Source organism: Microbacterium martis, from assembly GCF_047246685.1.
Classification (GTDB): domain Bacteria; phylum Actinomycetota; class Actinomycetes; order Actinomycetales; family Microbacteriaceae; genus Microbacterium.
On sequence record NZ_JBFOKT010000004.1, the window covers coordinates 97,393 to 119,422 of the forward strand.

General features: G+C 70.1%; 20 protein-coding genes. 11 read left to right on the forward strand and 9 right to left on the reverse strand.

All coding sequences use genetic code 11. The annotated features are described in order from the left end of the window. The first annotated feature begins 162 nt into the window (after nucleotides 1-162). From AB3M90_RS15430 to AB3M90_RS15470, 9 genes are all read left to right on the forward strand, one after another. Nucleotides 163-480, forward strand: coding sequence for a PTS sugar transporter subunit IIB (locus AB3M90_RS15430; protein ID WP_412953602.1), 318 nt, complete (start codon nucleotides 163-165; stop codon nucleotides 478-480). Beyond that, complete coding sequence (locus AB3M90_RS15435; RefSeq protein WP_412953604.1) at nucleotides 477-758, forward strand: HPr family phosphocarrier protein; 282 nt, start codon at nucleotides 477-479, stop codon at nucleotides 756-758. The genes AB3M90_RS15430 and AB3M90_RS15435 overlap by 4 nt, the downstream gene beginning before the upstream one ends. Continuing rightward, nucleotides 755-2,440 carry a phosphoenolpyruvate--protein phosphotransferase gene (gene ptsP / locus AB3M90_RS15440; RefSeq protein WP_412953607.1) on the forward strand — a complete coding sequence of 562 codons (1,686 nt, stop codon included), beginning with the start codon at nucleotides 755-757 and terminating at the stop codon, nucleotides 2,438-2,440. Before AB3M90_RS15435 ends, ptsP begins: the two co-directional genes overlap by 4 nt. Next, nucleotides 2,437-4,014 carry a PTS mannitol transporter subunit IIBC gene (locus tag AB3M90_RS15445; RefSeq protein WP_412953609.1) on the forward strand — a complete coding sequence of 526 codons (1,578 nt, stop codon included), beginning with the start codon at nucleotides 2,437-2,439 and terminating at the stop codon, nucleotides 4,012-4,014. Before ptsP ends, AB3M90_RS15445 begins: the two co-directional genes overlap by 4 nt. Before the next feature lie 62 nt (nucleotides 4,015-4,076). Then, nucleotides 4,077-4,511 (forward strand): PTS mannitol transporter subunit IIA, encoded by a 435-nt coding sequence (locus tag AB3M90_RS15450; RefSeq protein WP_412953611.1) that lies wholly within the window; start codon nucleotides 4,077-4,079, stop codon nucleotides 4,509-4,511. Between the two features lie 14 nt (nucleotides 4,512-4,525). Next, the gene (locus tag AB3M90_RS15455; protein WP_412953887.1) at nucleotides 4,526-5,683 is read left to right on the forward strand and encodes a mannitol-1-phosphate 5-dehydrogenase; all 1,158 of its coding nucleotides are present in this window, start codon (nucleotides 4,526-4,528) and stop codon (nucleotides 5,681-5,683) included. Nucleotides 5,684-5,772: 89 nt separating this feature from the next. Continuing rightward, entirely contained in the window at nucleotides 5,773-7,062 is a 1,290-nt protein-coding gene (locus tag AB3M90_RS15460) for a flavin-containing monooxygenase (protein WP_412953614.1), read from the forward strand. Next, nucleotides 7,059-8,012, forward strand: coding sequence for a bile acid:sodium symporter family protein (locus tag AB3M90_RS15465; RefSeq protein WP_412953616.1), 954 nt, complete (start codon nucleotides 7,059-7,061; stop codon nucleotides 8,010-8,012). The genes AB3M90_RS15460 and AB3M90_RS15465 overlap by 4 nt, the downstream gene beginning before the upstream one ends. Then, nucleotides 8,009-8,977, forward strand: a complete 969-nt coding sequence (locus AB3M90_RS15470) for an SDR family oxidoreductase (RefSeq protein WP_412953617.1) — start codon at nucleotides 8,009-8,011, stop codon at nucleotides 8,975-8,977. The genes AB3M90_RS15465 and AB3M90_RS15470 overlap by 4 nt, the downstream gene beginning before the upstream one ends. A 6-nt stretch (nucleotides 8,978-8,983) precedes the next feature. Here AB3M90_RS15470 and AB3M90_RS15475 read toward each other — a convergent pair whose 3' ends face one another. From AB3M90_RS15475 to AB3M90_RS15515, 9 genes are all read right to left on the reverse strand, one after another. Next, nucleotides 8,984-10,099, reverse strand: coding sequence for a polysaccharide deacetylase family protein (locus tag AB3M90_RS15475; RefSeq protein WP_412953619.1), 1,116 nt, complete (start codon nucleotides 10,097-10,099; stop codon nucleotides 8,984-8,986). Between the two features lies 1 nt (nucleotide 10,100). After that, the gene (locus AB3M90_RS15480) at nucleotides 10,101-11,216 is read right to left on the reverse strand and encodes an adenosine deaminase (RefSeq protein WP_412953621.1); all 1,116 of its coding nucleotides are present in this window, start codon (nucleotides 11,214-11,216) and stop codon (nucleotides 10,101-10,103) included. A 52-nt stretch (nucleotides 11,217-11,268) separates the two neighbouring features. After that, on the reverse strand, nucleotides 11,269-12,579 hold the full coding sequence (locus AB3M90_RS15485) for a thymidine phosphorylase (RefSeq protein WP_412953624.1): 1,311 nt from the start codon (nucleotides 12,577-12,579) through the stop codon (nucleotides 11,269-11,271). Further along, nucleotides 12,576-12,995 (reverse strand): cytidine deaminase, encoded by a 420-nt coding sequence (locus tag AB3M90_RS15490; RefSeq protein WP_412953626.1) that lies wholly within the window; start codon nucleotides 12,993-12,995, stop codon nucleotides 12,576-12,578. Before AB3M90_RS15490 ends, AB3M90_RS15485 begins: the two co-directional genes overlap by 4 nt. A 7-nt stretch (nucleotides 12,996-13,002) precedes the next feature. Next, entirely contained in the window at nucleotides 13,003-14,286 is a 1,284-nt protein-coding gene (locus AB3M90_RS15495) for an ABC transporter permease (protein WP_412953890.1), read from the reverse strand. Then, on the reverse strand, nucleotides 14,286-15,596 hold the full coding sequence (locus AB3M90_RS15500) for an ABC transporter permease (RefSeq protein ID WP_412953628.1): 1,311 nt from the start codon (nucleotides 15,594-15,596) through the stop codon (nucleotides 14,286-14,288). Before AB3M90_RS15500 ends, AB3M90_RS15495 begins: the two co-directional genes overlap by 1 nt. Next, nucleotides 15,593-17,107: an ABC transporter ATP-binding protein gene (locus AB3M90_RS15505; protein WP_412953630.1), complete on the reverse strand. Its 1,515-nt coding sequence runs from the start codon at nucleotides 17,105-17,107 to the stop codon at nucleotides 15,593-15,595. Before AB3M90_RS15505 ends, AB3M90_RS15500 begins: the two co-directional genes overlap by 4 nt. A 162-nt stretch (nucleotides 17,108-17,269) precedes the next feature. After that, complete coding sequence (locus tag AB3M90_RS15510; RefSeq protein ID WP_412953632.1) at nucleotides 17,270-18,382, reverse strand: BMP family lipoprotein; 1,113 nt, start codon at nucleotides 18,380-18,382, stop codon at nucleotides 17,270-17,272. Nucleotides 18,383-18,529: 147 nt separating this feature from the next. After that, the gene (locus tag AB3M90_RS15515) at nucleotides 18,530-19,645 is read right to left on the reverse strand and encodes a mannose-1-phosphate guanylyltransferase (RefSeq protein WP_412953634.1); all 1,116 of its coding nucleotides are present in this window, start codon (nucleotides 19,643-19,645) and stop codon (nucleotides 18,530-18,532) included. Nucleotides 19,646-19,749: 104 nt separating this feature from the next. On the opposite strand from AB3M90_RS15515, the gene AB3M90_RS15520 reads away from it, so the two are divergent. Further along, on the forward strand, nucleotides 19,750-21,009 hold the full coding sequence (locus tag AB3M90_RS15520; protein WP_412953637.1) for an FG-GAP-like repeat-containing protein: 1,260 nt from the start codon (nucleotides 19,750-19,752) through the stop codon (nucleotides 21,007-21,009). Nucleotides 21,010-21,152: 143 nt separating this feature from the next. Beyond that, the gene (locus AB3M90_RS15525; RefSeq protein ID WP_412953640.1) at nucleotides 21,153-21,989 is read left to right on the forward strand and encodes a class I SAM-dependent methyltransferase; all 837 of its coding nucleotides are present in this window, start codon (nucleotides 21,153-21,155) and stop codon (nucleotides 21,987-21,989) included. Nucleotides 21,990-22,030: the final 41 nt, after the last annotated feature.

The window sequence follows — 22,030 nt, forward strand, 5'->3', positions numbered from 1 at the left end:
CCCTCCGACTCCCGCGTGCTGACGGCGCTGTCCTGGCGTGATCTCCATGATGTCAGCAAGCACGGGCCGACGCGCGGAAGCGCTCGTTCCGCGGGGGCGGAAAGGAATGTGTTGGCACCCCGCGGCCGCGGTTCACAGACTGTTCTCAGGAAGGTGGAATCGATGAGGATCCTCGTGGTGTGCGGCGCCGGCGCGTCGAGCACGTTCGTCGCACAGCGACTCCGTCGCGCGGCCTGCGATGCCGGCCTCGACTGGCAGGCCGCCGCGGGCATGGAGCACTCGGTGGCCGCGAGCGACCACGATCTCATCCTCGTCGGCCCGCATCTCGCGGATCGACTCGACGTCATCCGCGGACGCGCCCACTCCCCGGTGGCCGTGCTGCCCGACGACATTTTCGCCGATCGCGACGGTTCGCTCACCCTCGCGTTCGCCCGCGCCTTCCTCGCCGATCTCCGGAACACCCCGAAAGGAACACCATGACCGTCACACGCACCGTTCGGATCGGCTCCTCCCATGGGCTCCACGCCCGCCCGGCGAAGCTCTTCGCGCAGGCGGCCAAGGAGTCCGGCGTCGCCGTCACGATCGCGAAGGACTCGGGCAAGCCGGTCAACGCCGCCAGCATCCTGGGCGTCATCGCACTCGCCGTCGAGCACGGAGACTACGTGACCCTCACGGCCGAGGGCGACGGCGCGGAAGGCGTGCTCGACACCCTCACCGAGCTGCTCACGACCGATCACGATCAGGATGCCGCCGGATGAGCGAGCTGCGCGGAGTGGGCATCGGGCTGGGCGTCGCCCACGGCCCCGTCGTCCGCATGACCGAGGCGCTGCCGGCACCGGAGAGCACCCCGAGCACGCTGGGGGCGGATGCCGAGCGGGAGCGCGTCCGCGAGGCCGTCTCCGTCGTGGCCCGCGAACTGACCGAGCGCGGGGAGGCCGCCGGCGGATCGGCGCAGGAGGTGCTCGAGGCGCAGGCGATGATCGCCGAGGACCCGACCCTGCAAGACGAGGTCGACGCGCGCATCGACGCCGGCTCGACCGCGGAGTGGGCGGTGCACGATGCCTTCGCCGGTTTCCGGGCGACGCTCGAGGCCGTCGGCGGGTACCTCGGCGAGCGCGCCGCCGACCTCGACGACATCGCCCAGCGCGTGCTCGCGCGCCTGCGCGGGGTCGACGCTCCGGGCGTGCCCGATCCCGGCCACCCGTTCGTGCTCGTCGCGCGCGACCTCGCGCCGGCCGACACCGCCCTGCTCAACCTCGACCAGGTGCTCGCGCTGATCACGGTCGACGGCGGGCCGACCTCGCACACCGCGATCCTCGCGCGCGAGAAGGGCATCGTCGCCGTGGTCGGTGTGGCCGACGGCTTCACGCTGACGAACGGCGAGACGGTGATCGTCGACGCGTCCGCAGGGGTCGTGACGACCGACCCGACCGACGATGACACGCAGCGCGCCGCCGAGCGGGCGGCGGCCCGCCGGTCGGCGGACACCGCGCCGAAGAGCCCCGGCGTCCTGGCCGACGGCACCCCGATCGCCCTGCTGGCCAATCTGGGCAAGCCGTCCGATGCGCCCGACGCCGTCGAGCGGGGAGCAGAGGGTGTCGGGCTCTTCCGCACCGAGTTCCTGTTCCTCTCCTCGTCGCAGGCACCGACCGTCGCGCAGCAGCGCGAGGCGTACCGCGAGCTCCTGGAGGCGTTCCCCGGCAAGAAGGTCGTCGTCCGGGTACTGGACGCCGGAGCCGACAAGCCGCTCGCCTTCCTCAACGACGCGCACGAGGAGAATCCGGCGCTCGGACTGCGCGGGCTCCGCGCGCTGCGCGCCAGCGAAGACATCCTGCGCGAGCAGCTCACCGCGCTCGCCGAGGCGGATGCCGCGACAGCGGCCGATCTCTGGGTCATGGCGCCCATGGTCGCCACCGTCGAGGAGACCGTCTACTTCACGGCTCTCGCGCGCGAGTACGGCCTGAAGACCGCGGGGGTCATGGTCGAGGTGCCGGCGAGCGCCCTCCTCGCCGACCGAGTGCTGGCGCACGCCGACTTCGCGTCCATCGGCACCAACGACCTCACGCAGTACACCATGGCCGCCGATCGCATGCTGGGATCGGTGGCCGGGTTCCAGAACCCGTGGCATCCGGCCGTGCTCCGTCTCGTGCGCGAGGTCGGATCCGCGGGCGCCAGCCTCGGCAAGCCGGTCGGCATCTGCGGCGAAGCGGCCGCCGACCCTCTGCTCGCCGTCGTCCTCGTCGGGCTCGGCGCGACGAGCCTGTCGATGGCGCCCTCTGCCCTGTCCGACGTGCGGCAGACCATCTCCCGATACACCCTCGAGCAGGCCCGCAGCCTGGCCGAGATCGCGCTGGCGGCCGATGACGCCGCCGGTGCCCGCGATGCCGTGGCCGAAGCCGCCGCGGCGCTCCCCCCACAGAAGAAAGAGACGACATCATGACGACGACGTCACCAGCCGCCACGAAGAAGGGCGGCGCCCGCGTGGGCGTGCAGAAGTTCGGCACGTTCCTCTCCGGCATGGTCATGCCGAACATCGCCGCGTTCATCGCGTGGGGATTCATCACCGCCCTGTTCATCCCCGATGGCTGGCTGGGCAGCAACAGTCCGGTCGCCGCGTGGCGCTGGGCCGATTCGGCGATCCTCGGCGGCGGTGAGATCGACGGCGTGGCCTACCCGGGCCTCGTCGGGCCGATCATCACCTATCTGCTGCCCCTCCTCATCGCCTTCACGGGTGGCCGCATGGTGCACGGTCACCGCGGCGGCGTCGTGGGTGCGGTCGCCGCGATGGGCGTGATCAGCGGCGCCAACGGAACGGTCATGTTCTTGGGCGCGATGATCGTCGGTCCGCTCACCGCCCTGGTCCTGAAGTGGGTGGAGAAGCCGTGGCAGGGCAAGATCAAGCCCGGCTTCGAGATGCTCGTCGACAACTTCTCCGCCGGCTTCGTGGCCTTCTTCATGGCGCTCGCCTCGTTCTTCTGGCTCGCACCCGTGATGCGCTGGATCACCGACATCCTCGGCGGCGCGGTCGGCTGGCTGGTCGAGACCGGCCTGCTGCCCCTCGCGAGCATCATCGTCGAGCCGGCGAAGGTGCTGTTCCTGAACAACGCGATCAACCACGGCGTGTTCACTCCGCTCGGCACCGAGCAGGTGCAGGAGACCGGGCGCAGCCTGCTGTTCCTCGTCGAGGCGAACCCCGGTCCTGGCGCCGGCCTGCTCCTGGCGATCTCCCTGTTCGGTGTCGGAGTCGCCCGCGCTACCGCCCCCGGCGCCTTCATCATCCAGTTCCTCGGCGGCATCCACGAGGTGTACTTCCCGTACGTCCTCGCCAAGCCGCTCCTGATCCTCGGCCTCATCGCCGGTGGCGCGACGGGCGTGCTGACCAACATGATCTTCCAGTCGGGGCTCGTGGCGCCGGCGGCGCCCGGGTCGATCTTCGCGGTGCTCATCCAGACGGCACCGGGCAGCCACATCGGAGTCATCCTGTCGGTCGTGTTCTCCGCCGCGGTGACGTTCGCGGTGTGCTCGCCCATCCTGCTCGCCTCGCGCCGCCGCGACATCGAGGCCGAGGCGGCGAACGGCGACCCGCTCGCCGCCGCGATCGCTCAGACCGAGGCGAACAAGGGCAAGTCGTCCGCTGCCATGGACGCGCTGCGCGCGTCGTCGGGCACCGCGGCAGCCGGCGCCGCCGGCGCAGGAACCGCCGTCGCCACCGATCGCCGCATCTCGAACATCGTGTTCGCCTGCGACGCCGGCATGGGTTCCTCGGCGATGGGCGCGAGCGTGCTGCGCAACAAGTTCAAGAAGGCGGGCGTCGAAGACGTCACGGTCGTCAACCAGGCCATCGCGAACCTCGACGGCACGGCCGACCTCGTGATCACGCAGCAGCAGCTGACCGATCGCGCGAAGGCCCAGTCGCCGAACTCCATCCACGTGTCCGTCGACAACTTCATGAACTCTCCGAAGTACGAAGAGGTCGTGGAGATGGTGCGCGAGCAGCGCGACGCCGGCGCGTGACCGACCAGGCGGGGCGGATGCTGCGGCATCCGCCCCGCCTCACCACTCAGAGAGGAAACACCATGAGCGTTCTGACCCTCGGCCAGGTCCGCATCCATTCCGGGAGCACGAGTCAGGAGGCCGCGCTGCAGGAGGCCACCGACATCCTGGTCTCGGCGGGCGCCGTCACGCCCGCGTACGTCGACGCGATGCGCCAGCGGGAGGAGACGGTCTCGACCTTCATGGGCAACGGCCTCGCCATCCCCCACGGCACCAACGAGACGAAGGACGCGATCCTCGGATCCGCGCTCTCCGTGGTCCGCTACGACGGCGGCGTCGACTGGGCGGGCGAGCAGGCGACCTTCGTGATCGGCATCGCGGGGCGCGGCGACGAGCACCTCGAGATCCTCTCCCAGATCGCGATCCTGTTCTCCGACGAGGACGACGTCGCCCGGCTCAACGCCGCGCAGACGCCCGACGAGCTGTTCGCCCTGCTCTCGTCGGTGAACGACGGATGAGCGGCGGACGAAGCATGAAGGCCGTCCACTTCGGAGCCGGCAACATCGGCCGCGGCTTCGTCGGCCTGCTGCTGCACGAGGGCGGCTACGAGGTCGTCTTCTCCGACGTCGCGGATGCCCTCGTCGACGCGATCAACGCGGTCGACGAGTACACCGTGCATGAGGCCGGCCCGGGCGGCGTCGACCGCACGGTCACCCGCTTCCGCGCCGTCAACAGCCGCACCGACCCGGAGGCGCTGACCCGGGAGATCGCCACGGCCGACGTCGTCACGACCGCTGTGGGGCCGACGGTGCTGCGCTTCGTGGCACCGGCGATCGTCGCCGGCCTCGCCGAGCGGTCGCCCGATGCCGCGCCGCTGCAGGTGATGGCCTGCGAGAACGCGATCGGAGCGACAGACCTGCTGCGCAGCGAGATCACCCAGGCCGCGGGGACGGATGCCGCCGAGCTGCTGCCGCGGGCGGTGTTCGCGAACACGGCCGTCGATCGCATCGTGCCGGCTCAGCCCGAAGGCGCCGGCGTCGACGTCACCGTCGAGCCGTACTTCGAGTGGGCGATCGAAGCGCGGCCATTCGGCGACGCCCCGCCCCGCATCCCCGGTGCGCACTTCGTCGACGACCTCGCCCCGTTCATCGAGCGGAAGCTCTTCACGGTCAACACGGGCCACGCGGCGACCGCCTATTTCGGGGCGCGCGCCGGAGTGGAGCGCATCTCCGACGCGCTGGCCGATGACGACATCGCCGCGCGGGTGTCGGCCGCGCTCGAAGAGACGTCTGCGGTGCTCGTCGCCGCGCACGGGCTCGACCCGGCCGAGCTGGCGGACTACCGGGCCACGATCCTCGACAGGTTCCGCAATCCGGCTCTCGTCGACACCGTACAGCGCGTCGGACGCCAGCCGCTGCGCAAGATCTCGCGCAACGAGCGGTTCATCGGTCCGGCCGCGATGGCCGCCGAGCGCGGTCTGCCGGCAGAGGCGCTCATCGCCGCCGTGGCCGCCGCGCTCGAGTTCGACGACTCCGACGACGAGCAGTCGGTGGAGCTGCAGCGCCTGCTCCGCACAGAGGGCGCACGGGCATTCACCGAGGTGGTCACCGGACTCGATCCCGAGCATCCGCTCTTCTCGGCCGTGCAGGATGCCGTCGCGGCACGGCAGCGCGATCTGCAGGCCGACTGAACCCGCGCCGCTCCGTCGCCGCCCCCGCCCACCGATACGATCGGTGGGCGGGGGCGATTCCGATGGCACGAGGATGTGCGGGGAGAGGCATGAACAGATACGCCGTGATCGGCGCGGGCCCGTCCGGGCTCGCCACAGCGCGCGCTCTGCAGCGACGGGGCATCGCGGTCGACGGGTACGAGGCGTCGCACGGCGTGGGTGGACTGTGGGACATCACCAATCCGCGCAGCACCATGTACGAGTCGGCGCATCTGATCTCGTCGCGCACCACGACCGAGTTCGCCGAGTTCCCGATGCGCACGCGCGTCGACTACCCCGGCCACCGGATGCTGCGCGCGTACTTCCAGGACTATGCGGATCACTTCGGCCTCTCGGAGCTCTTCCGCTTCGAGACGCGCGTCACGCGCCTCGAACCGCGTGACGGCGGGTGGGACCTCACCAGCACCGGTCCCGACGGCGACATCACGCGGTGGTACGCCGGCGTGGTGCTCGCCAACGGCACCCTCGCCGAACCGAACGTTCCGGTGTTCCCGGGGTCGTTCTCGGGCGAGCTGCTGCACACGAGCGCATACACGTCGCCTCGTCGGCTCGAGGGCAAGCGGGTGCTCCTCGTCGGTGCCGGCAACTCGGGGTGCGACATCGCCGTCGATGCCGTCCACCGTGCGGCGTCCGTCGACATGAGCGTGCGCCGGGGGTACTACTTCGTGCCCCGGTACCTGTTCGGGCGTCCGAGCGACACCCTGAACCAGGGCCGCCCGCTGCCGGCGCGCCTCAAGCAGGGGCTCGACAGCCGGGTGCTCCGGGCCTTCACCGGCGACCCGGTGCGCTTCGGGTTCCCGCGCCCGGACTACCGCATCTACGAGTCGCATCCGATCGTGAACACCATGATCCTCAACCACCTGGGGCAGGGCGACCTGCGCATCCGCGCCGACGTGGTGCGGTTCGACGGACCGACGGTGCACTTCCGCGACGGGACCGCGGGCGACTACGACACGGTCCTGCTCGCGACCGGGTATTCGCTCGACTACCCGTTCGTCGACCGGGAGCACCTGGCGTGGCGGGGCGCCGCGCCTCGACTCTTCCTCAACATGTTCCCCGCCTCGTTCAACGGGCTGTACGTCGTGGGCATGATCGAGGCGTCGGGCATCGGCTGGCAGGGGCGCTACGAGCAGGCCGACCTCCTCGCGGCCTATCTCGAGGCCGTCGAGCACGACCCGACCCGCGCCGCGAGATTCCGCGAGCGGGTCATCGGCTCACCGTGGCCCGACGTCTCGGGGGGCTATCGCTACCTGGGCCTCGATCGCATGGCGTACTACGTGAACAAAGACGCCTACCGCTCGGCGGTGCGCCGCGAGAAGAACGCACTGGAGTCCGCATGAACGTCGACGACGTCGTGCTCTCCTTCACGCCGGGAACGCTCACGATCCTCAACGTGGTGCTCGGTCTGATCATGTTCGGCATCGCGCTCGACACGTCGCCGAGCGATTTCCGCGTCGTGGCGAAGCATCCGAAGCCGTTCGCCATCGCCCTGCTGGCACAGCTGCTGCTCCTGCCAGTCGCCACCTTCCTGCTGACGCTTGTGCTGCCCGTCGCGCCGTCGATGGCGCTGGGGATGCTGCTCGTCGCCTGCTGCCCGCCGGGCAACATCTCGCAGGTGCTCACCCATCGGTCCGGCGGCAACGTCGCCCTCTCCGTCTCACTCACGGCGGTCGGCAATCTGCTCTACATCGTCGCGATGCCGCTGAGCATCACCTTCTGGGGCTCGCTGCATCCCACCGCCCGTACCCTGCTGCGCGAGGTCGCGCTCGATCCGTGGCGGATGCTGCTCGAGATCGTGCTCATCGTCGGCCTGCCGTTCGCTCTCGGACTGGCGCTGCGGGCGCGCGCGCCGCGCTTCGCCGCCCGGGTGCAGCCGTTCGTGAAGTGGTTCAGCCTCCTCGCCCTGGTGGGCTTCATCGTGGCGGCGCTCGTCGGCAACTGGGCGGTCTTCGTGCAGGTGCTCGGCGTGATCCTGCTGGTCGTCGCGGTGCACGACGCGGTCGCGCTCGCCGTCGGCTACGGCACCGCGGTCGCGGGCGGCCTGGGAACGCGGGAGCGCAAGGCCATGACGTTCGAGGTCGGCATCCGCAACGCCGGGCTCGGGCTGGGTCTGGTCTTCCTCTTCTTCGACGGGCTCGGCGGCATGGCGATCGTGGCGGGCTGGTGGGGCATCTGGGACATCGTCGCGGGGCTCGTCGTCGCCGGCCTCTGGGCGCGACACACACGCCGACGCACGGGCACGGCGACCGGCGACGCCACCGGGCGCACCGCCGCCGAGGTGGGTCCGTGAGCCGGGTCCTCATCACCGGCGGCGCGGGCTTCCTCGGCACACATGTCGCACGAGCCCTCGCCGCCGACGAACGCGTCGAGATCGTGGTCGCGGCCGACGTGCGCACCGTCGCGGTCGACGACGGCGTCGTCGGCGCCGCGCTCGACGTCACCGACGCCGCCGCGATCGCCCCCCTGCTGCGTGAGCATCGCATCGACACCGTGGTGCACCTCGCGGCCATCGTCGACCCGGGCCGAGATGTCGACCGGGAGTACCGCGTCGACGTGCTCGGATCAGCGAATGTGCTCGCCGCCTGCATCGAGACGGGCGTGCGCCGGATCGTGGTCTCGAGCTCGGGTGCCGCCTACGGATATCACGCCGACAACCCGGAGTGGATCGACGAGGACCAGCCCCTCCGCGGCAACGACGCCTTCCCCTACTCGCGGCACAAGAGGCTCGTCGAAGAGCTGCTCGCCGAGCACCGCGTCACGCATCCGGGCCTGGAGCAGGTGGTGCTCCGCATCGGCACCATCCTCGGTCCGACCGTGCGCAATCAGATCACGGCGCTGTGGGACGCTCGCCGGCTGCTGCGCATCGCCGGCTCCGAGTCACCCTTCGTCTTCGTGTGGGTCGACGATGTCGCGGCGATCATGGCGCGGGCGGTGATCGACGGCCCGCCCGGCGTCTTCAACGTCGCCGGCGACGGCCGCATGACCGTGCCGCAGATCGCCCGTCGCCTTCACAAGCGCGAGCTGGTCGTGCCCGCCGGGGTGCTGACGACCGCGCTCCGTCTCGGACGGATGCTGCGCCTCACCGACCACGGTCCGGAGAAGGTGCCGTTCCTGCGGTACCGTCCCGTGCTCGCCAACGACCGCTTGAAGAAGCGGTTCGGCTACACGCCGCGGCGCACGAGTCTCGAGGCCTTCGAGGAGTATCTGGCCACGCATCCCGGTGTCGCTCGCGGCGGGAGATCGGAGCCCGGATGATCCCGATCAGCCGATCCGCTTGACCAGGGCGTCGAGGCCCATCCCGTAGTCGATACGGACGACCGGCAGCGCGAGCTTGTCGGTGCCGATCTCGACGTATCCGGGTTCGATCGTCCGCGCCATCTCGAAGCCGGCCTTCAGCACGCCCTCTTTCGCAGTGTCGTTGTAGTGACCGAACGGGTAGGCGATGACCTCGCGCACCCCGAGGGTGTCACCCGACTGGTTGAGGTCGGCCGCGATCTCGTCGACCGTCCAGTTGACGATGCGCCCCTGGCCGTTCGCGCCGGCCTGATGCATGTCGTGCGTGTGGGATCGCCGGAGGACGTACATCGACGGAGGCGGGTCGGAGCGGTAGGCCGTGATCATGAACGAGGTCGCGAGCAGCTTGTACTTCTCCACCACGGGAGCCGCGAGGTCGAACCACGTCTGGTCGGCGTCGTCGTCGGTGATGATCACCGATCGCGCCGGCAGGAAGAGGCGTCCGTCGATGAAGGCGCTGAGCTCGTCCCAGGTCGGCAGATAGAAGCCGGTCGTCGCGATGTGGTTCATCTGGGCATCGAAGTCGCCGATGTAGGCGTAGTTACCGCGCAGCCACCCCGACTCCCCGTCGGGGTTCGTCGTGAACTGGTGGTACATGAGGATGGGGACCTTCGCGTTCTCGGCGACGTTCTCCTCCGGCGTCTTCCACGCCCCGAACAGCTCGATCTGCTGGTCGGTGCAGGTGACGGGATCGGCGCCGTTGATCCGCGACGCGGCGTCGAACGCCGCGGCCGACTCGGCCGTGGGGTACCAGCCGGCGAAGACGAGGCCGTCGGCCGACGGGATCGGCAGCCCGGCATAGAGGCCGTTCTGCCACTGCAGCATCGGCTCGAGGGCGATCCCCTCACCGGCGAAGCTCACCGCGCACGCGAGCGGGTTGTCGGCGTCGGCGATGAGCTGCTCCGTCGGGGTGAGCGGGGTCGGCTCCGGAGTCGGCGACGCCGTCGGCTCGGTCTGGGGCGCGTCGTCTACGGGCGCCCTGTTCATCCAGGCGAAGGCGGCGACACCCGCTCCGATCACCACCACGCCGACCACGACCGCCACGACGACGGGCCAGCGGCGTCGTTTCCGTTCCGCGCCCACGTCAGACGTCGAATCCGTCGGCGATCATCTCGACCAGCTCCTCGCGCTCCTCGACCGGGAGGAAGGCCGCGGCCGCGGCGTTGAACTGGAACGTCTCGAGGTCGTCGAGGTCGTAGTCGAACGTCTCGACGAGACGAGCGAGCTCGCGCGTGAGCGAGGTGGCGCTCATGGTGCGGTTGTCGACGTTGACCGTCACCGCGAAGCCCAGTTGATACAGCAGATCGAACGGATGATCGGCCAGCGTGTCGCCCCACGCGGCGATCGCGCCGGTCTGCAGGTTCGACGAGGGCGACAGCTCGAGCGGGATCTCACGATCGCGGACCCAGCGGGCCAGATCGCCGAACCGCACCTGCACCTCGTCGCCCTCCTGGGTGATGACCTGCAGGTCCTCGGCGATGCGCACGCCGTGCCCGAGCCGCAGCGCGCGTCCGTCGAGGAGCGCCGAGCGGATCGAGGCGAGCCCCGCGGCCTCACCCGCGTGCACGGTCACCGGGAAGAAGTTCTCGGCCAGGTAGTCGAAGGCACCCCGGTGGTTCGACGGCGGGAAGCCGTCTTCGGGTCCGGCGATGTCGAAGCCGACCGCACCCCGGCCGCGGAAGTCGACGGCGAGCTCCGCGATCTCCTGTGCGCGGTCGGTGTGACGCATCGCCGTGATCAGCTGGCCCACGCGGATGCTGCGCCCCTCGCGATCGGCGGCGTCCTCGCCCTCTTCGATCCCCTGCTGCACCGCCTCGACCGTCTGCTCGAGCGTGAGGCCGCGGGTCAGGTGCTGCTCGGGGGCCCAGCGCACCTCGCCGTAGATCACACCGTCGGCCGCGAGGTCCTGCACGAACTCCCGGGCGACGCGCGTGAGCCCCTCCTGCGTCTGCATGACGGCGGTCGTCAGGTCGAACGTCTTCAGGTACTCGACCAGAGAGCCGGAGTCGCTCTGCTTCGCGAACCAGCGGCCGAGAGCGGCCGGCTTCGCCTCGGGCACGTCGAGGCCGATCGCATCGGCGAGCTCGATGATCGTCGCCGGGCGCACGGCCCCGTCGAGGTGGTCGTGCAGCGAGACCTTCGGGAGACTGCGCAGCGAGACGCCCTGGATGCTGACGTCGCCGTTCGCATCGATCGACATGGTGGTCCTCTCGGTCGCGGGGGGGTTCTCGTTTCAGGCTAGCGGTCGGAGCTCACGCGGTGATGCGCTCGCGCACGATGCTGCCCCGCGCGGGAGCCCGGTGGTCCGATTCCTCAGCCGGCCGAAGCTCCCACGAGCCCTCCAGCGCCTCGAGAGCCCGCGCGAAGCGCGCCTCGTCGGCGGCCGACAGGGTGAACAGCGGCTGACCCGCGCTCACGCGGTCGCCCGGCTTGGCGTGGAGGTCGATGCCCGCCTCGAAGACCACCGGGTCCTCCGCCCGCGCGCGACCCGCTCCCAGACGCCAGGCCGCGATGCCGAACGGCAGGGCGTCCATCCGCGTGACGACGCCGTCCGCCGGCGCCGTCACGACGTGCGTCTCGCGCGCCGTCGGCAGTGCAGCATCCGGATCGCCGCCCTGCGCGCGGATCATCGCGTTCCAGCTGTCCATCGCCCGCCCGTCGTCGAGCGCGGCCTCGACGTCGGCATCCGGCTGTCCGGCGAGAGTCAGCATCTCGCGGGCCAGCGCGATCGTCAGCTCGCGCACGTCGGCAGGACCTCCGCCGCCCAGGACCTCGACCGACTCTCGCACCTCGTTGGCGTTGCCGATGGCGAGACCGAGCGGCACGTTCATGTCGGTGAGGAGGGCCGTGGTCGCGACACCGGAGTCGGTGCCGAGGGCGACCATGGTGCGCGCCAGCTCGCGCGCGCGGTCGATGTCCTGCATGAACGCCCCGGAGCCGAACTTCACATCGAGGACCAGCGCGTCGGTCCCCTCGGCGATCTTCTTCGACATGATGCTCGACGCGATGAGCGGGATCGCCTCGACCGTGCCGGTGACGTCGCGCAGGGCGTAGAGCTTCTTGTCGGCGGGGGCGAGTCCCGAGCCCGCCGCGCAGATGACGGCGCCGACCTCGCTCTGCATCTGCGCGAACATCTCCTCGTTGCTGAGCGCCGCGCGCCAGCCGGGTATCGACTCGAGCTTGTCGAGCGTGCCACCCGTGTGCCCGAGACCGCGGCCGCTGAGCTGCGGGACCGCCACGCCGAACGAGGCGACCAGCGGAGCGAGCGGGAGCGTGATCTTGTCGCCCACGCCGCCCGTGGAGTGCTTGTCGACGGTCTTCTTTCCCAGCGACGCGAAGCTCATCCGCTCGCCCGATGCGATCATCGCATCGGTGAGCACGCGAATCTCGTCGCGACCCATGCCGCGCTGGAAGACCGCCATCGCGAACGACGCCATCTGGGCGTCGGAGACGTAGCCGCGCGTGTACGCGTCGACCATCCAGCGCAGGGCCGGCTCGGGCACGGCCCCGCCGTCGCGCTTGGCACGGATGACGTCGACCGCGTCGAAGGGCTCGACGCTCATCGCCATTCTCCTTCCGGCTCCTGAGCCGGTCGAAGGGCGCGGGGGCCGAACGCATCGGGCAGGACCTCGTCGATGGTGCGGATGCCGGACACCGTCTCGAGCAGCATCCCCGGCATCGCGTGCTCGAACAGCAGCTGCCGGCAGCGGCCGCAGGGCATGATCGTCTGTCCTTCGTTGTTCACGCACACGAACGCGACGAGCTGACCGCCGCCCGACATGTGCAGGTCGCCGACGAGCGCGCATTCGGCGCACAGCGTGACCCCGTACGAGGCGTTCTCCACGTTGCATCCCGCGACGATGCGCCCGTCGCCGACGAGCGCCGCCGCACCGACGCGGTACCGCGAGTACGGCGCGTACGCCTTCGTCATGGCATCGGTCGCGACCTGGCGGAGCTCATCCCAGTCGATGTCGGTCATTTCTCTCCTAAGACTTGATGTACGGCTTGCCGCTCGCGGCGGGGCCTCGGATCTGTCCGGCGAATCCGGCGACGGCCAGCAGCGTGACGACGTACGGCAGCATGAGCATGAACTCGCTCGGCACCGGGGTCTTCAGGATCGACAGCAGGTTCTGCAGGTTCGTCGCGAAGCCGAACAGCAGCGCGGCGAGCGTCGCCCTGATCGGGTCCCACCGTCCGAAGATCACCGCGGCGAGGGCGATGAAGCCCAGGCCGGCGGTCATCTCCTTGCCGAACTGCGGCACCGAGACGAGCGTGAAGTAGGCGCCGCCGATGCCGGCGATGGCACCCGCGAGCAGCACGTTCCAGAAACGGGTCGGGTTGACCTTGATGCCGACCGTGTCGGCCGCCTGCGGGTGCTCGCCGACGGCGCGGAGCCGCAGGCCCCACTTCGTGCGGTACAGGCCCCACGCGACGACGGCGACCGTGATGAACATCAGGTAGACGATGAAGGTCTGGTTGAACAGCACGGGTCCGATCACGGGGATGTCGCTGAGCACCGGGATGCGGATGCGACTGAACCGCTCGGGCGTGTTCAGCTCGGCCTCGTTCGGTGCGAGGAGCGCGCCGTAGAGGAACCCGGTCAGTCCCGTCACCAGCACGTTGAGCACGACGCCGACGATCACCTGCTCGACGAGGTACTTGATCGCGAACGCGGCCAGGACGCTGGCGACCAGGACGCCGCCGAGCATCGCGCCGAACAGACCGACGAACGGATTGCCGGTGATGCTCGAGAGCAGGGCGGCCGAGAAGGCGCCCAGCAGCAGCTGCCCCTCGATCGCGACGTTGACGACGCCGGCCCGCTCGCCGATGACCCCGCCGAGCGCTCCGAACACGAGCGGCACCGACAGCGACACGGCTCCGAACAGGAGGCTGGTGACGGGAACGAGCCCGCCGGCGCCCGCCCACACGAGGAAGCCGAACACGGCGAGGACGCCGAACCCGGCGACCAGCCAGAGGGAGGCGCGACGGTAGCTCCACGCGCGGAGGAACGCGGCCACGACGAGGACGACGAGGACGGCGAGGACGACCCAGCTCGTCGGGCCCGTCGGCAGGGCGACGACGGGGAGCTCGAACGACTGCGACTGATCGCCGAGACGGAAGGAGGTCGTCCCGGTGCGGGGCACGAGGACGAACAGCAGCGCCAGCAGCGCCGTCACGACGGCGAGGGTGATGGGCGCCTTGAGGTGCCGTTCCTTCACGGTCGCGAGCTGGACCGTGCCGTCGGCCGCTTCGGTCTGCGCGAGGGACATCATGCGGTCACCGCCTTCTTCGCGGCCTTGGCTCTCGCCTTGGCGGCCTTCTCGGCGTCCGACTTGGGGAGGAAGAACACCGCCCGCAGCAGCGGCGGGGCGGCGATGAACAGCACGACGAGCGACTGCACGACCAGCACGATGTCGACCGGGATGTCCTGCGCCTGCATCGAGAAGGATCCCGCCTTGAGCGCACCGAACAGGATGCCGGCGGCGAAGGTGCCCCAGGCGCGGCTCCGGCCCAGCAGGGCGACCGTGATCGCGTCGAAGCCGATGCCGGCGTCGATCGTCTCGGTGATGCCCGTGGTGACCGCGCCCTGCAGCTGGTTCATCCCTGCGAGGCCCGCGAGGCCGCCGGCGAGCAGCATCGCGTACACGTACACCCGCTCCACGCTGATGCCCGCCGCCCGTGCGGCGTGCGGGTTCTCGCCGACCGCGCGCATGCGCAGGCCGAGCGACGAGCGCTCGATGAGCCACCAGACGAACAGGGTCGCGATGATGACGATCACGAAGCCCAGGTCGAGCAGCGGGAACCGGGAGCCGAGCAGTTCGGGGAACTGCGCCGTCTCGGGCGTCGGCGAGCCCAGGGCCTGGTTGGTCCCGGGCTTCTGCAGGAGGCCGGGCGTGCGGATCATCCACAGCAGCAGGTAGTACGCGACGTAGTTGAGCATGATCGTGAGGATCACCTCGTGCGCACCCGTGCGGGCCTTGATGAGTCCGGCGATCGCACCCCAGAGGGCACCGCCGGCGATGCCCGCGATGAGGGTGACCGGGATGTGCAGCCACATCGGCAGGTCGAGCCCGAACGTCAGCAGACCGGCGACGCCGACGCCGACGAGCATCTGGCCGCGCGCACCGATGTTGAACAGGCCGACCCGGAAGGCGAGCGCGACGCCCAGTCCGGCCGCGATCAGCGGAGCCGCGAAGCCGAGGGTGTTGGTGAGCGGGCGGATCTGCGTCGCGAAGTCGGCTCCGCGGGCGTTGAAGATCGCTCCGCGGAACAGCGCCTCGTAGCCGTTGTAGACCGCGTTCCACACGGCGGCGAACGTGTCGCTCGGCCGCTGGAAGAAGTAGCCCGACGCCGTCAGGACGTCTTCGTTGGTGAAGGCGATGAGGATGCCGCCGACGACCAGCGCGAGGAAGATCGCGAGGATCGTGGTGACCGCGCTGCCTCGCAGCATCTCCTTGAGGATCACGTTGCCGCGGGGGGCCGGAGGCACATCTCCGGCCAGGGGGCCCGAGGCGCGGGGCAGCTGCTCGGGGGGAAGGCCTTTGGTGACGTCGTCCGCTCCCGGTGTCGTCCCGCTCATGCGGCAACCTCTCCCTCGGCGGCACCCGCCATCATCAGTCCCAGCGTCTCGCGCGGGGTGTCGCCGGGGACGATCCCGACGATGGTTCCTCGGTACATGACCGCGATGCGGTCGGCGAGCGCCGCCACCTCGTCGAGCTCGGTGGAGACGACGACGACGGGGATGCCGGCATCGCGGGTCTCGATGATGCGCTTGTGGATGAACTCGATCGAGCCCACGTCCACGCCGCGGGTGGGCTGTGCGGCGACCAGGAGCCGAAGCTCGCGGCTCATCTCCCGCGCGATGACGACCTTCTGCTGATTCCCGCCCGACAGCGTCCCCGCAGGGGTGTGCGGACCTTGCGTGCGGATGTCGTACTCCTCGATCCGCGCCAGGGCGAACTCCTCGAGCGCCCCGCGCCGGATGGTGCCGGCACGGCTGAACTCCTGGTCGCCGGAGCGGTCGAGGATGAGGTTCTCCGCCACGGAGAACCCGCCGACCAGGCCGTCCTCGTTGCGGTCCTCCGGCACGAAACCGACGCCGGCGTCGAGGATCGCGCGGACGCTCCTGCCGACGAGCTGAGTGCCGTCGAGGGTGATCGAGCCCTCCACGCGGGAGGCGAGACCGACGATGGCCTCGACGAGCTCGGTCTGTCCGTTGCCCTGCACGCCGGCGATGGCGAGCACCTCGCCCGGGCGCACGGCGAAGTCGACGTCGTCGACCACGATGGCCCCACTCGGGGTGAGCACGCGCAGACCCTCGACCACCAGGCCGCCGTCACCCGGACGGGCGGGCTCCTTCTGCACGGTGAGCTCCACCGCGCGGCCGACCATGAGCGAGGCGAGCTCGGCATTGGTGGCGGTCGGCGAGGCGTCGCCGACCACACGGCCGAGCCGCACGATCGTGATGGTGTCGGCCACCTCGCGGACCTCGCGCAGCTTGTGCGTGATGAAGACGATCGCCGTCCCCTCCTCACGCAGCTGACGCATGATGCCCATGAGCTCGTCGGTCTCCTGCGGCGTCAGCACCGCGGTGGGTTCGTCGAAAACCAGCACCTGCGCATCCCGCGAGAGCGCCTTGATGATCTCGACGCGCTGCTGCACGCCGACCGGCAGATCGCCCACGATCGCGTCGGGGTCGATGTCGAACCCGAATCGCGAGGCGACGGCGCGCACGTGCTCCCGGGCCTGCGCGATGTCGAGGGTGCCCAGCCCCTTGGTCTGCTCGTGGCCGAGCATGACGTTCTCGGCGACCGTGAACACCGGGACGAGCATGAAGTGCTGGTGCACCATGCCGATCCCCGCGTTCATCGCGTCGCCGGGGCCGCGGAACCGCTGGACCACGTCGTCCAGCAGGATCTCCCCCTCGTCGGCCTGATACAGGCCGTAGAGGACGTTCATCAGCGTCGACTTGCCTGCGCCGTTCTCGCCGAGCAGGGCATGGATCTGCCCCGGTTCGACCACCAGATCGATGTGGTCGTTGGCCACGAGGCTGCCGAATCTCTTGGTTATGCCGCGAAGTTCGAGCTTCATATCTGCACCTTATCCAGAAGTGTCATCCAGAAGAGTCCGAAGAATCTCCGGCGCATCGTACGGGGATCGCCCGGATGCGCCGCGAACGGTCATCGTCGTCCGTCCACGGCACGGGGCGAGTGGCCGATTTCACCACTCGCCCCGCCCTGGACCTTCAGCGACTCACGGGGAGTTCGGGGACTCCACGGTGATGTCGCCGGCGATGATCTGCTCCTGCAGCGCCGCGATCTCGTCGAGGAGACCGTCGGGCAGCTCACCCTCGAACGCGCCGAAGCCGGAGAGCTTGACGCCCTCGTTCTCGAGCGTGCCCACGTACGGAGCCGGGTCGAAGTCGCCCTTCGAGGCCGCGATGGTGGCGTCTTCGACGGCGACGTCGATCGCCTTCATGATCGAGAAGAGCGTGACGTCGGTGACGCTCTCGTCGGCGACGGCCAGGTCGCTGTCGACGCCGACGAGGAGGGTGTCCTTGCCGCTGTCCGCGATGGCGGCGGCAGCGCTCTGGTAGATCGGACCGCCGACGGGGAGGATGACGTCGACACCCTGGTCGAGCACGCCCTGAGCGGTCTGCTTGGCCGTGTCGTTGGCGTCGAAGCCGCCCGTGAACGAGCCCTTCTGCGAGGTGATGTCCCAGCCGAAGAGCTCGACCGCGGCGGACTTGTCCTCGTTGTACTTCTCGACGCCGAGCTGGAAGCCGTCCATGAACACGGCCACCGACGGGATCTGCATGCCGCCGAAGGTGCCGACCTTGTTCACGCCGGCCTGAGCCGACCAGCCGGCAGCGGCGTAGCCGCCGAGGTAGGCCGCCTGGGCGGTGTCGAACACGAGGGGCTTGATGTTCGGGGCATCGGTCGTGCCGTCGAAGTCGTTGTCGGCGTAGTCGTCGATGATCGCGTAGTCGATCTCGGGGTTCGCGAGAGCCGACTCGACGGTCGCGGCGGAGAGCTTGAAGCCCACCGAGACGATGAGGGAGCAGCCTTCCGAGACGGCGGTCTCGAGGTTCGGCGCGTAGTCGTTGTCGTTGGCCGACTCGAACTCGAGGGGCTTGACGCCCAGCTCGTCGGCGGCGCGGTCCATGCCCTCCTTGGCGGACTGGTTGAACGACTTGTCGTTCCATCCGCCGGCGTCGGAGATGAGGCAGGGCAGGAAGTCGGATGCAGCGTCGCCGCCTCCGTCACCGCCCGACTCGGTCGGGGCCTGGCCACAGCCGGCGAGTGCGAAGACGACGCCCGCGGCGATGGTGGCGCCGAGAAGCTTCTTGGTGGTGGAGATGGTCAACTCATGCCTCCTCAACGAACCCGCGGCCCTCGCGGATCGATCAAAGCTACCTACTGTTCCCGCATTTGCGCACACTCGGCCCGCAGGTGCCGGCGAAAGGTTACAAAGCTGAAATCAACCCGGCCGATGAGCATGCGGTCCTGCTCATCAGAGCACATCGCCCTGTCCGGTGAGCTTGAGCGACTCCACGACACCCTTCACCCGCTGGGCGTGCTGAACGGTGGTGACCAGCAGGGCGTCGGGGGTGTCGACGACCACGACGTCCTGCACGCCGACCAGGCAGATGACGCGGGAGGTCTGGCTCACGAGGATCCCGCTCGCGGCATCCGTCAGCACCCGGGCCTGCGGGCCGAGGACCGCCAGATCGTTCTTGCGGCCGTTGGAGATGAGCTTGGTGAGCGAGGCGAAGTCGCCGACGTCGTCCCAGTCGAAGTGGCCGGGGACGACGGCGAGACGCCCTCGCCGCGCCGCGGGTTCGGCGACGGCGTAGTCGATCGCGATCTTCTTGAGGCGCGGCCAGATGCGGTCGACGGCCGGGCCGCGACGGTCGCGGTCGTCCCACGCCTCCGCGAGCTCCTGCAGACCGGCGTGCATCTCCGGCTCGTTCGCGGCGAGCTCGTCGAGGAGCACGCTCGCCTTCGCGATGAACATGCCCGCATTCCACAGGTAGCCCCGATCGGCGAGGTACGCCTGGGCGGTCTCGAGATCGGGCTTCTCGACGAAGCTCTCCACGAGCGCGGCCTCGCGGGCGCGATCGACGACCAGCTCCTCGCCCTTCTTGATGTAGCCGAACCCGACGGCCGGCTCCGTGGGCGCGATGCCGATGGTGCAGATGTACCCCTCGCGAGCGACCTCGACCGCATCGCGCACCGCGAACTCGAACACGCGGGCGCCGCGGATCACGTGGTCGGCGCTGAACGACCCGATGATGACGTCGGGGTCCCTCCGGTGCAGGATCGCCGCCGCGAGGCCGATGGCCGCGGCCGATTCGCGCGGCTCCGACTCCAGGAACACGTTGAGGTCGGGGATGCCGGGCAGCTCGGCTTCGACCGCCGCCCGGTGCGCGCGACCGGTGACGACGGCGATGCGGTCGGGGCCGGCGAGCGGTTCCAGGCGGTCCCACGTGTCGCGGAGGAGCGAATGCCCCGAGCCGGTGAGGTCGTGCAGGAACTTGGGCGCGTCCGCTCGCGAGAGGGGCCACAGTCTGCTGCCGATGCCGCCGGCGGGGATCACCGCGTAGAAGTCCTGGATGGGCGTGCTCATGGTGTCAGCGTATCGGGGCGGTCGGTCGCGCACCGGGACGATCCGCCGATCACCGAGCACCGATATTCTGCAGCGCCTCCTCGGCGGCCGCTATGGTCGACAGCATGCGCCAGTCCCCCCGACGACTGCTCCCCCGTTCCCTGCGCGTGCTGGTCGCCGCCATCGCCCTGACCCTCGGCGCCGCGGCCCTCGCCCCTGCCACGGCGTCGGCCGCCGGCGGACCGGCCGGCGACGTCTTCGCCCTCACCAACGCCCAGCGCGCACAGGCGGGTCTGCCGGCGCTCGTCTCCGACTCCGCGCTCGACGCGGCAGCCGCGGAGTGGGCCCGCCAGCTGGCCTCGTCGTGCACGTTCGCGCACAGCACCTCGGCCTGGCGGAGCTCGCGCGTCGCCGCGTACGGGTGGGTCGCGACCGGTGAGAACATCGCGGCCGGACAACCGGATGCCGCGTCGGTGGTCTCGGGGTGGATGAACTCCCCCGGCCATCGCGCCAACATCCTCGACAAGCGCTACACCGGGCTCGGCGTGGGCTATGCGACCGGCACCTGCTACCGCACCTACTGGGTGCAGATCTTCGGCATCGGATCGCCGGTGAAACGGTTCCCCGGCGGCGTCGGCGACCTGACGGGCGACAAGGACCCCGACGTCCTCGCCCGGACGTCGACGGGCGAATTGCGCATCTACCCCGGCACGGGGAAGGGGTCCTTCCTTCCGTCGTTCGCCGCGATGCCCTCGTGGGGCAACCGGCCCTTCTCGACCCTCGGCGACTTCACCGGCGACGGCATCCCCGACATCACCCGAACCGAGACCGACGGGCGCCTCATGCTGCATGCCGGGAACGGGAAGGGCGGCTTCCTCGCACCGGTGCAGATCGGCACCGGGTGGTCGGGCTTCTCGCAGCTCATCGGCGGCGTCGACTTCACCGGCGACCAGCTCCCCGACGTGATCGGGCGCACGCCGGGAGGCGACCTGCTGCTGTACGCCGGGAACGGCCGCGGCGGCTGGCTCACCGGCGGCGGCTCGCGGATCGGTAACGGCTGGCACACCATGGACTTCGTCTCGCACGTGGGCGACTTCAACGGCGACGGACGGAGTGACCTGATCGCCCGCCGGCTCGACGCCTCCCTCTGGATCTACCCGACGACGGGTCGCGGGGCCTTCGGGACGCCGTCGCAGATCGGTCACGGGTGGGGCGCCATGACGTCGATCCACGGCGCCGGCGACTTCGACGGCAACGGCACGCAGGACATCATCGCCCGCACCAAGGACGGGACCCTCCTCCTCTACGGCGGCAACGGGCGTGGCGGGTTCCTCGCCTCCCGGACCATCGGCAGCGGCTGGAACGGAATGAGCCAGATCGGCTGATTCCGGCGCCGTCCCGCGGCACACGTCGGTGCACACCTCCGTGCGGATCTCCGTGCGGATCTCCGTGCTCCGCACGGATGTGCGCGCATCTCCCTCGTCGGAAGCTGGGGTCATCCCAGAACACGATGAGAAGGAGATGGGACATGACGGATCTGCAGACCGCGACGATCAGCGAAGAGGATCGCGCGCTCAAAGCCAAGCACCGTTCGATGTGGGCGTCGGGTGACTACCCGGCGCTGGCCTCGGACCTCATCTGGACGCTCGGTCCCCGCCTCGTCGACGCACTGGACGTGCGTGCCGGCGAGCGGGTGCTCGACGTGGCGGCCGGAACGGGGAACGCGGCGATCCCCGCCGCCCTCCGCGGCGCGGAGGTGATCGCGAGCGACCTGACCCCCGAGCTCTTCGGAGCGGGTCACCGTCTGGCCGAAGCGGCCGGGGCGGAGCTGACCTGGGTCCCGGCCGATGCGGAGGCACTCCCCTTCGCAGACGGCGAGTTCGACGTCACGATGTCGAGCATCGGCGTGATGTTCGCGCCGCACCACGAGCGCAGTTCCGCCGAACTGCTGCGCGTGACCCGACCGGGAGGGCGCATCGGCGTGCTGAGCTGGACGCCGCAGGGCTTCATCGGGCGGATGTTCGCTGCCATGAAGCCGTTCAACGCTCCGCTCCCCCCGGGGGCGCAGCCTGCGCCGCTGTGGGGCGACGAGGAGCACGTGCGGGAGCTGTTCGGCGACCGCGTCACCGACGTGGTCGCGCACCGCGATGTCGTGCGCATCGACCGCTTCGCCAGCGGCGAGGAGTTCCGCGCGTACTTCGCGTCGCACTACGGCCCCACCATCGCCGTCTACAACCGCAACGCCGACGACTCGGCGCAGACCGCCGCGCTCGACGCGGCCCTGGCGGCGGTCGGCGACGACGCGCTCGACGCCGACGGCGTCATGGCGTGGGAGTTCCTGGTCGTCACCGCCACGGTGCGCTGACACGGACTGATCGATCAACGACGAGAACAAGGAAGGAGGAG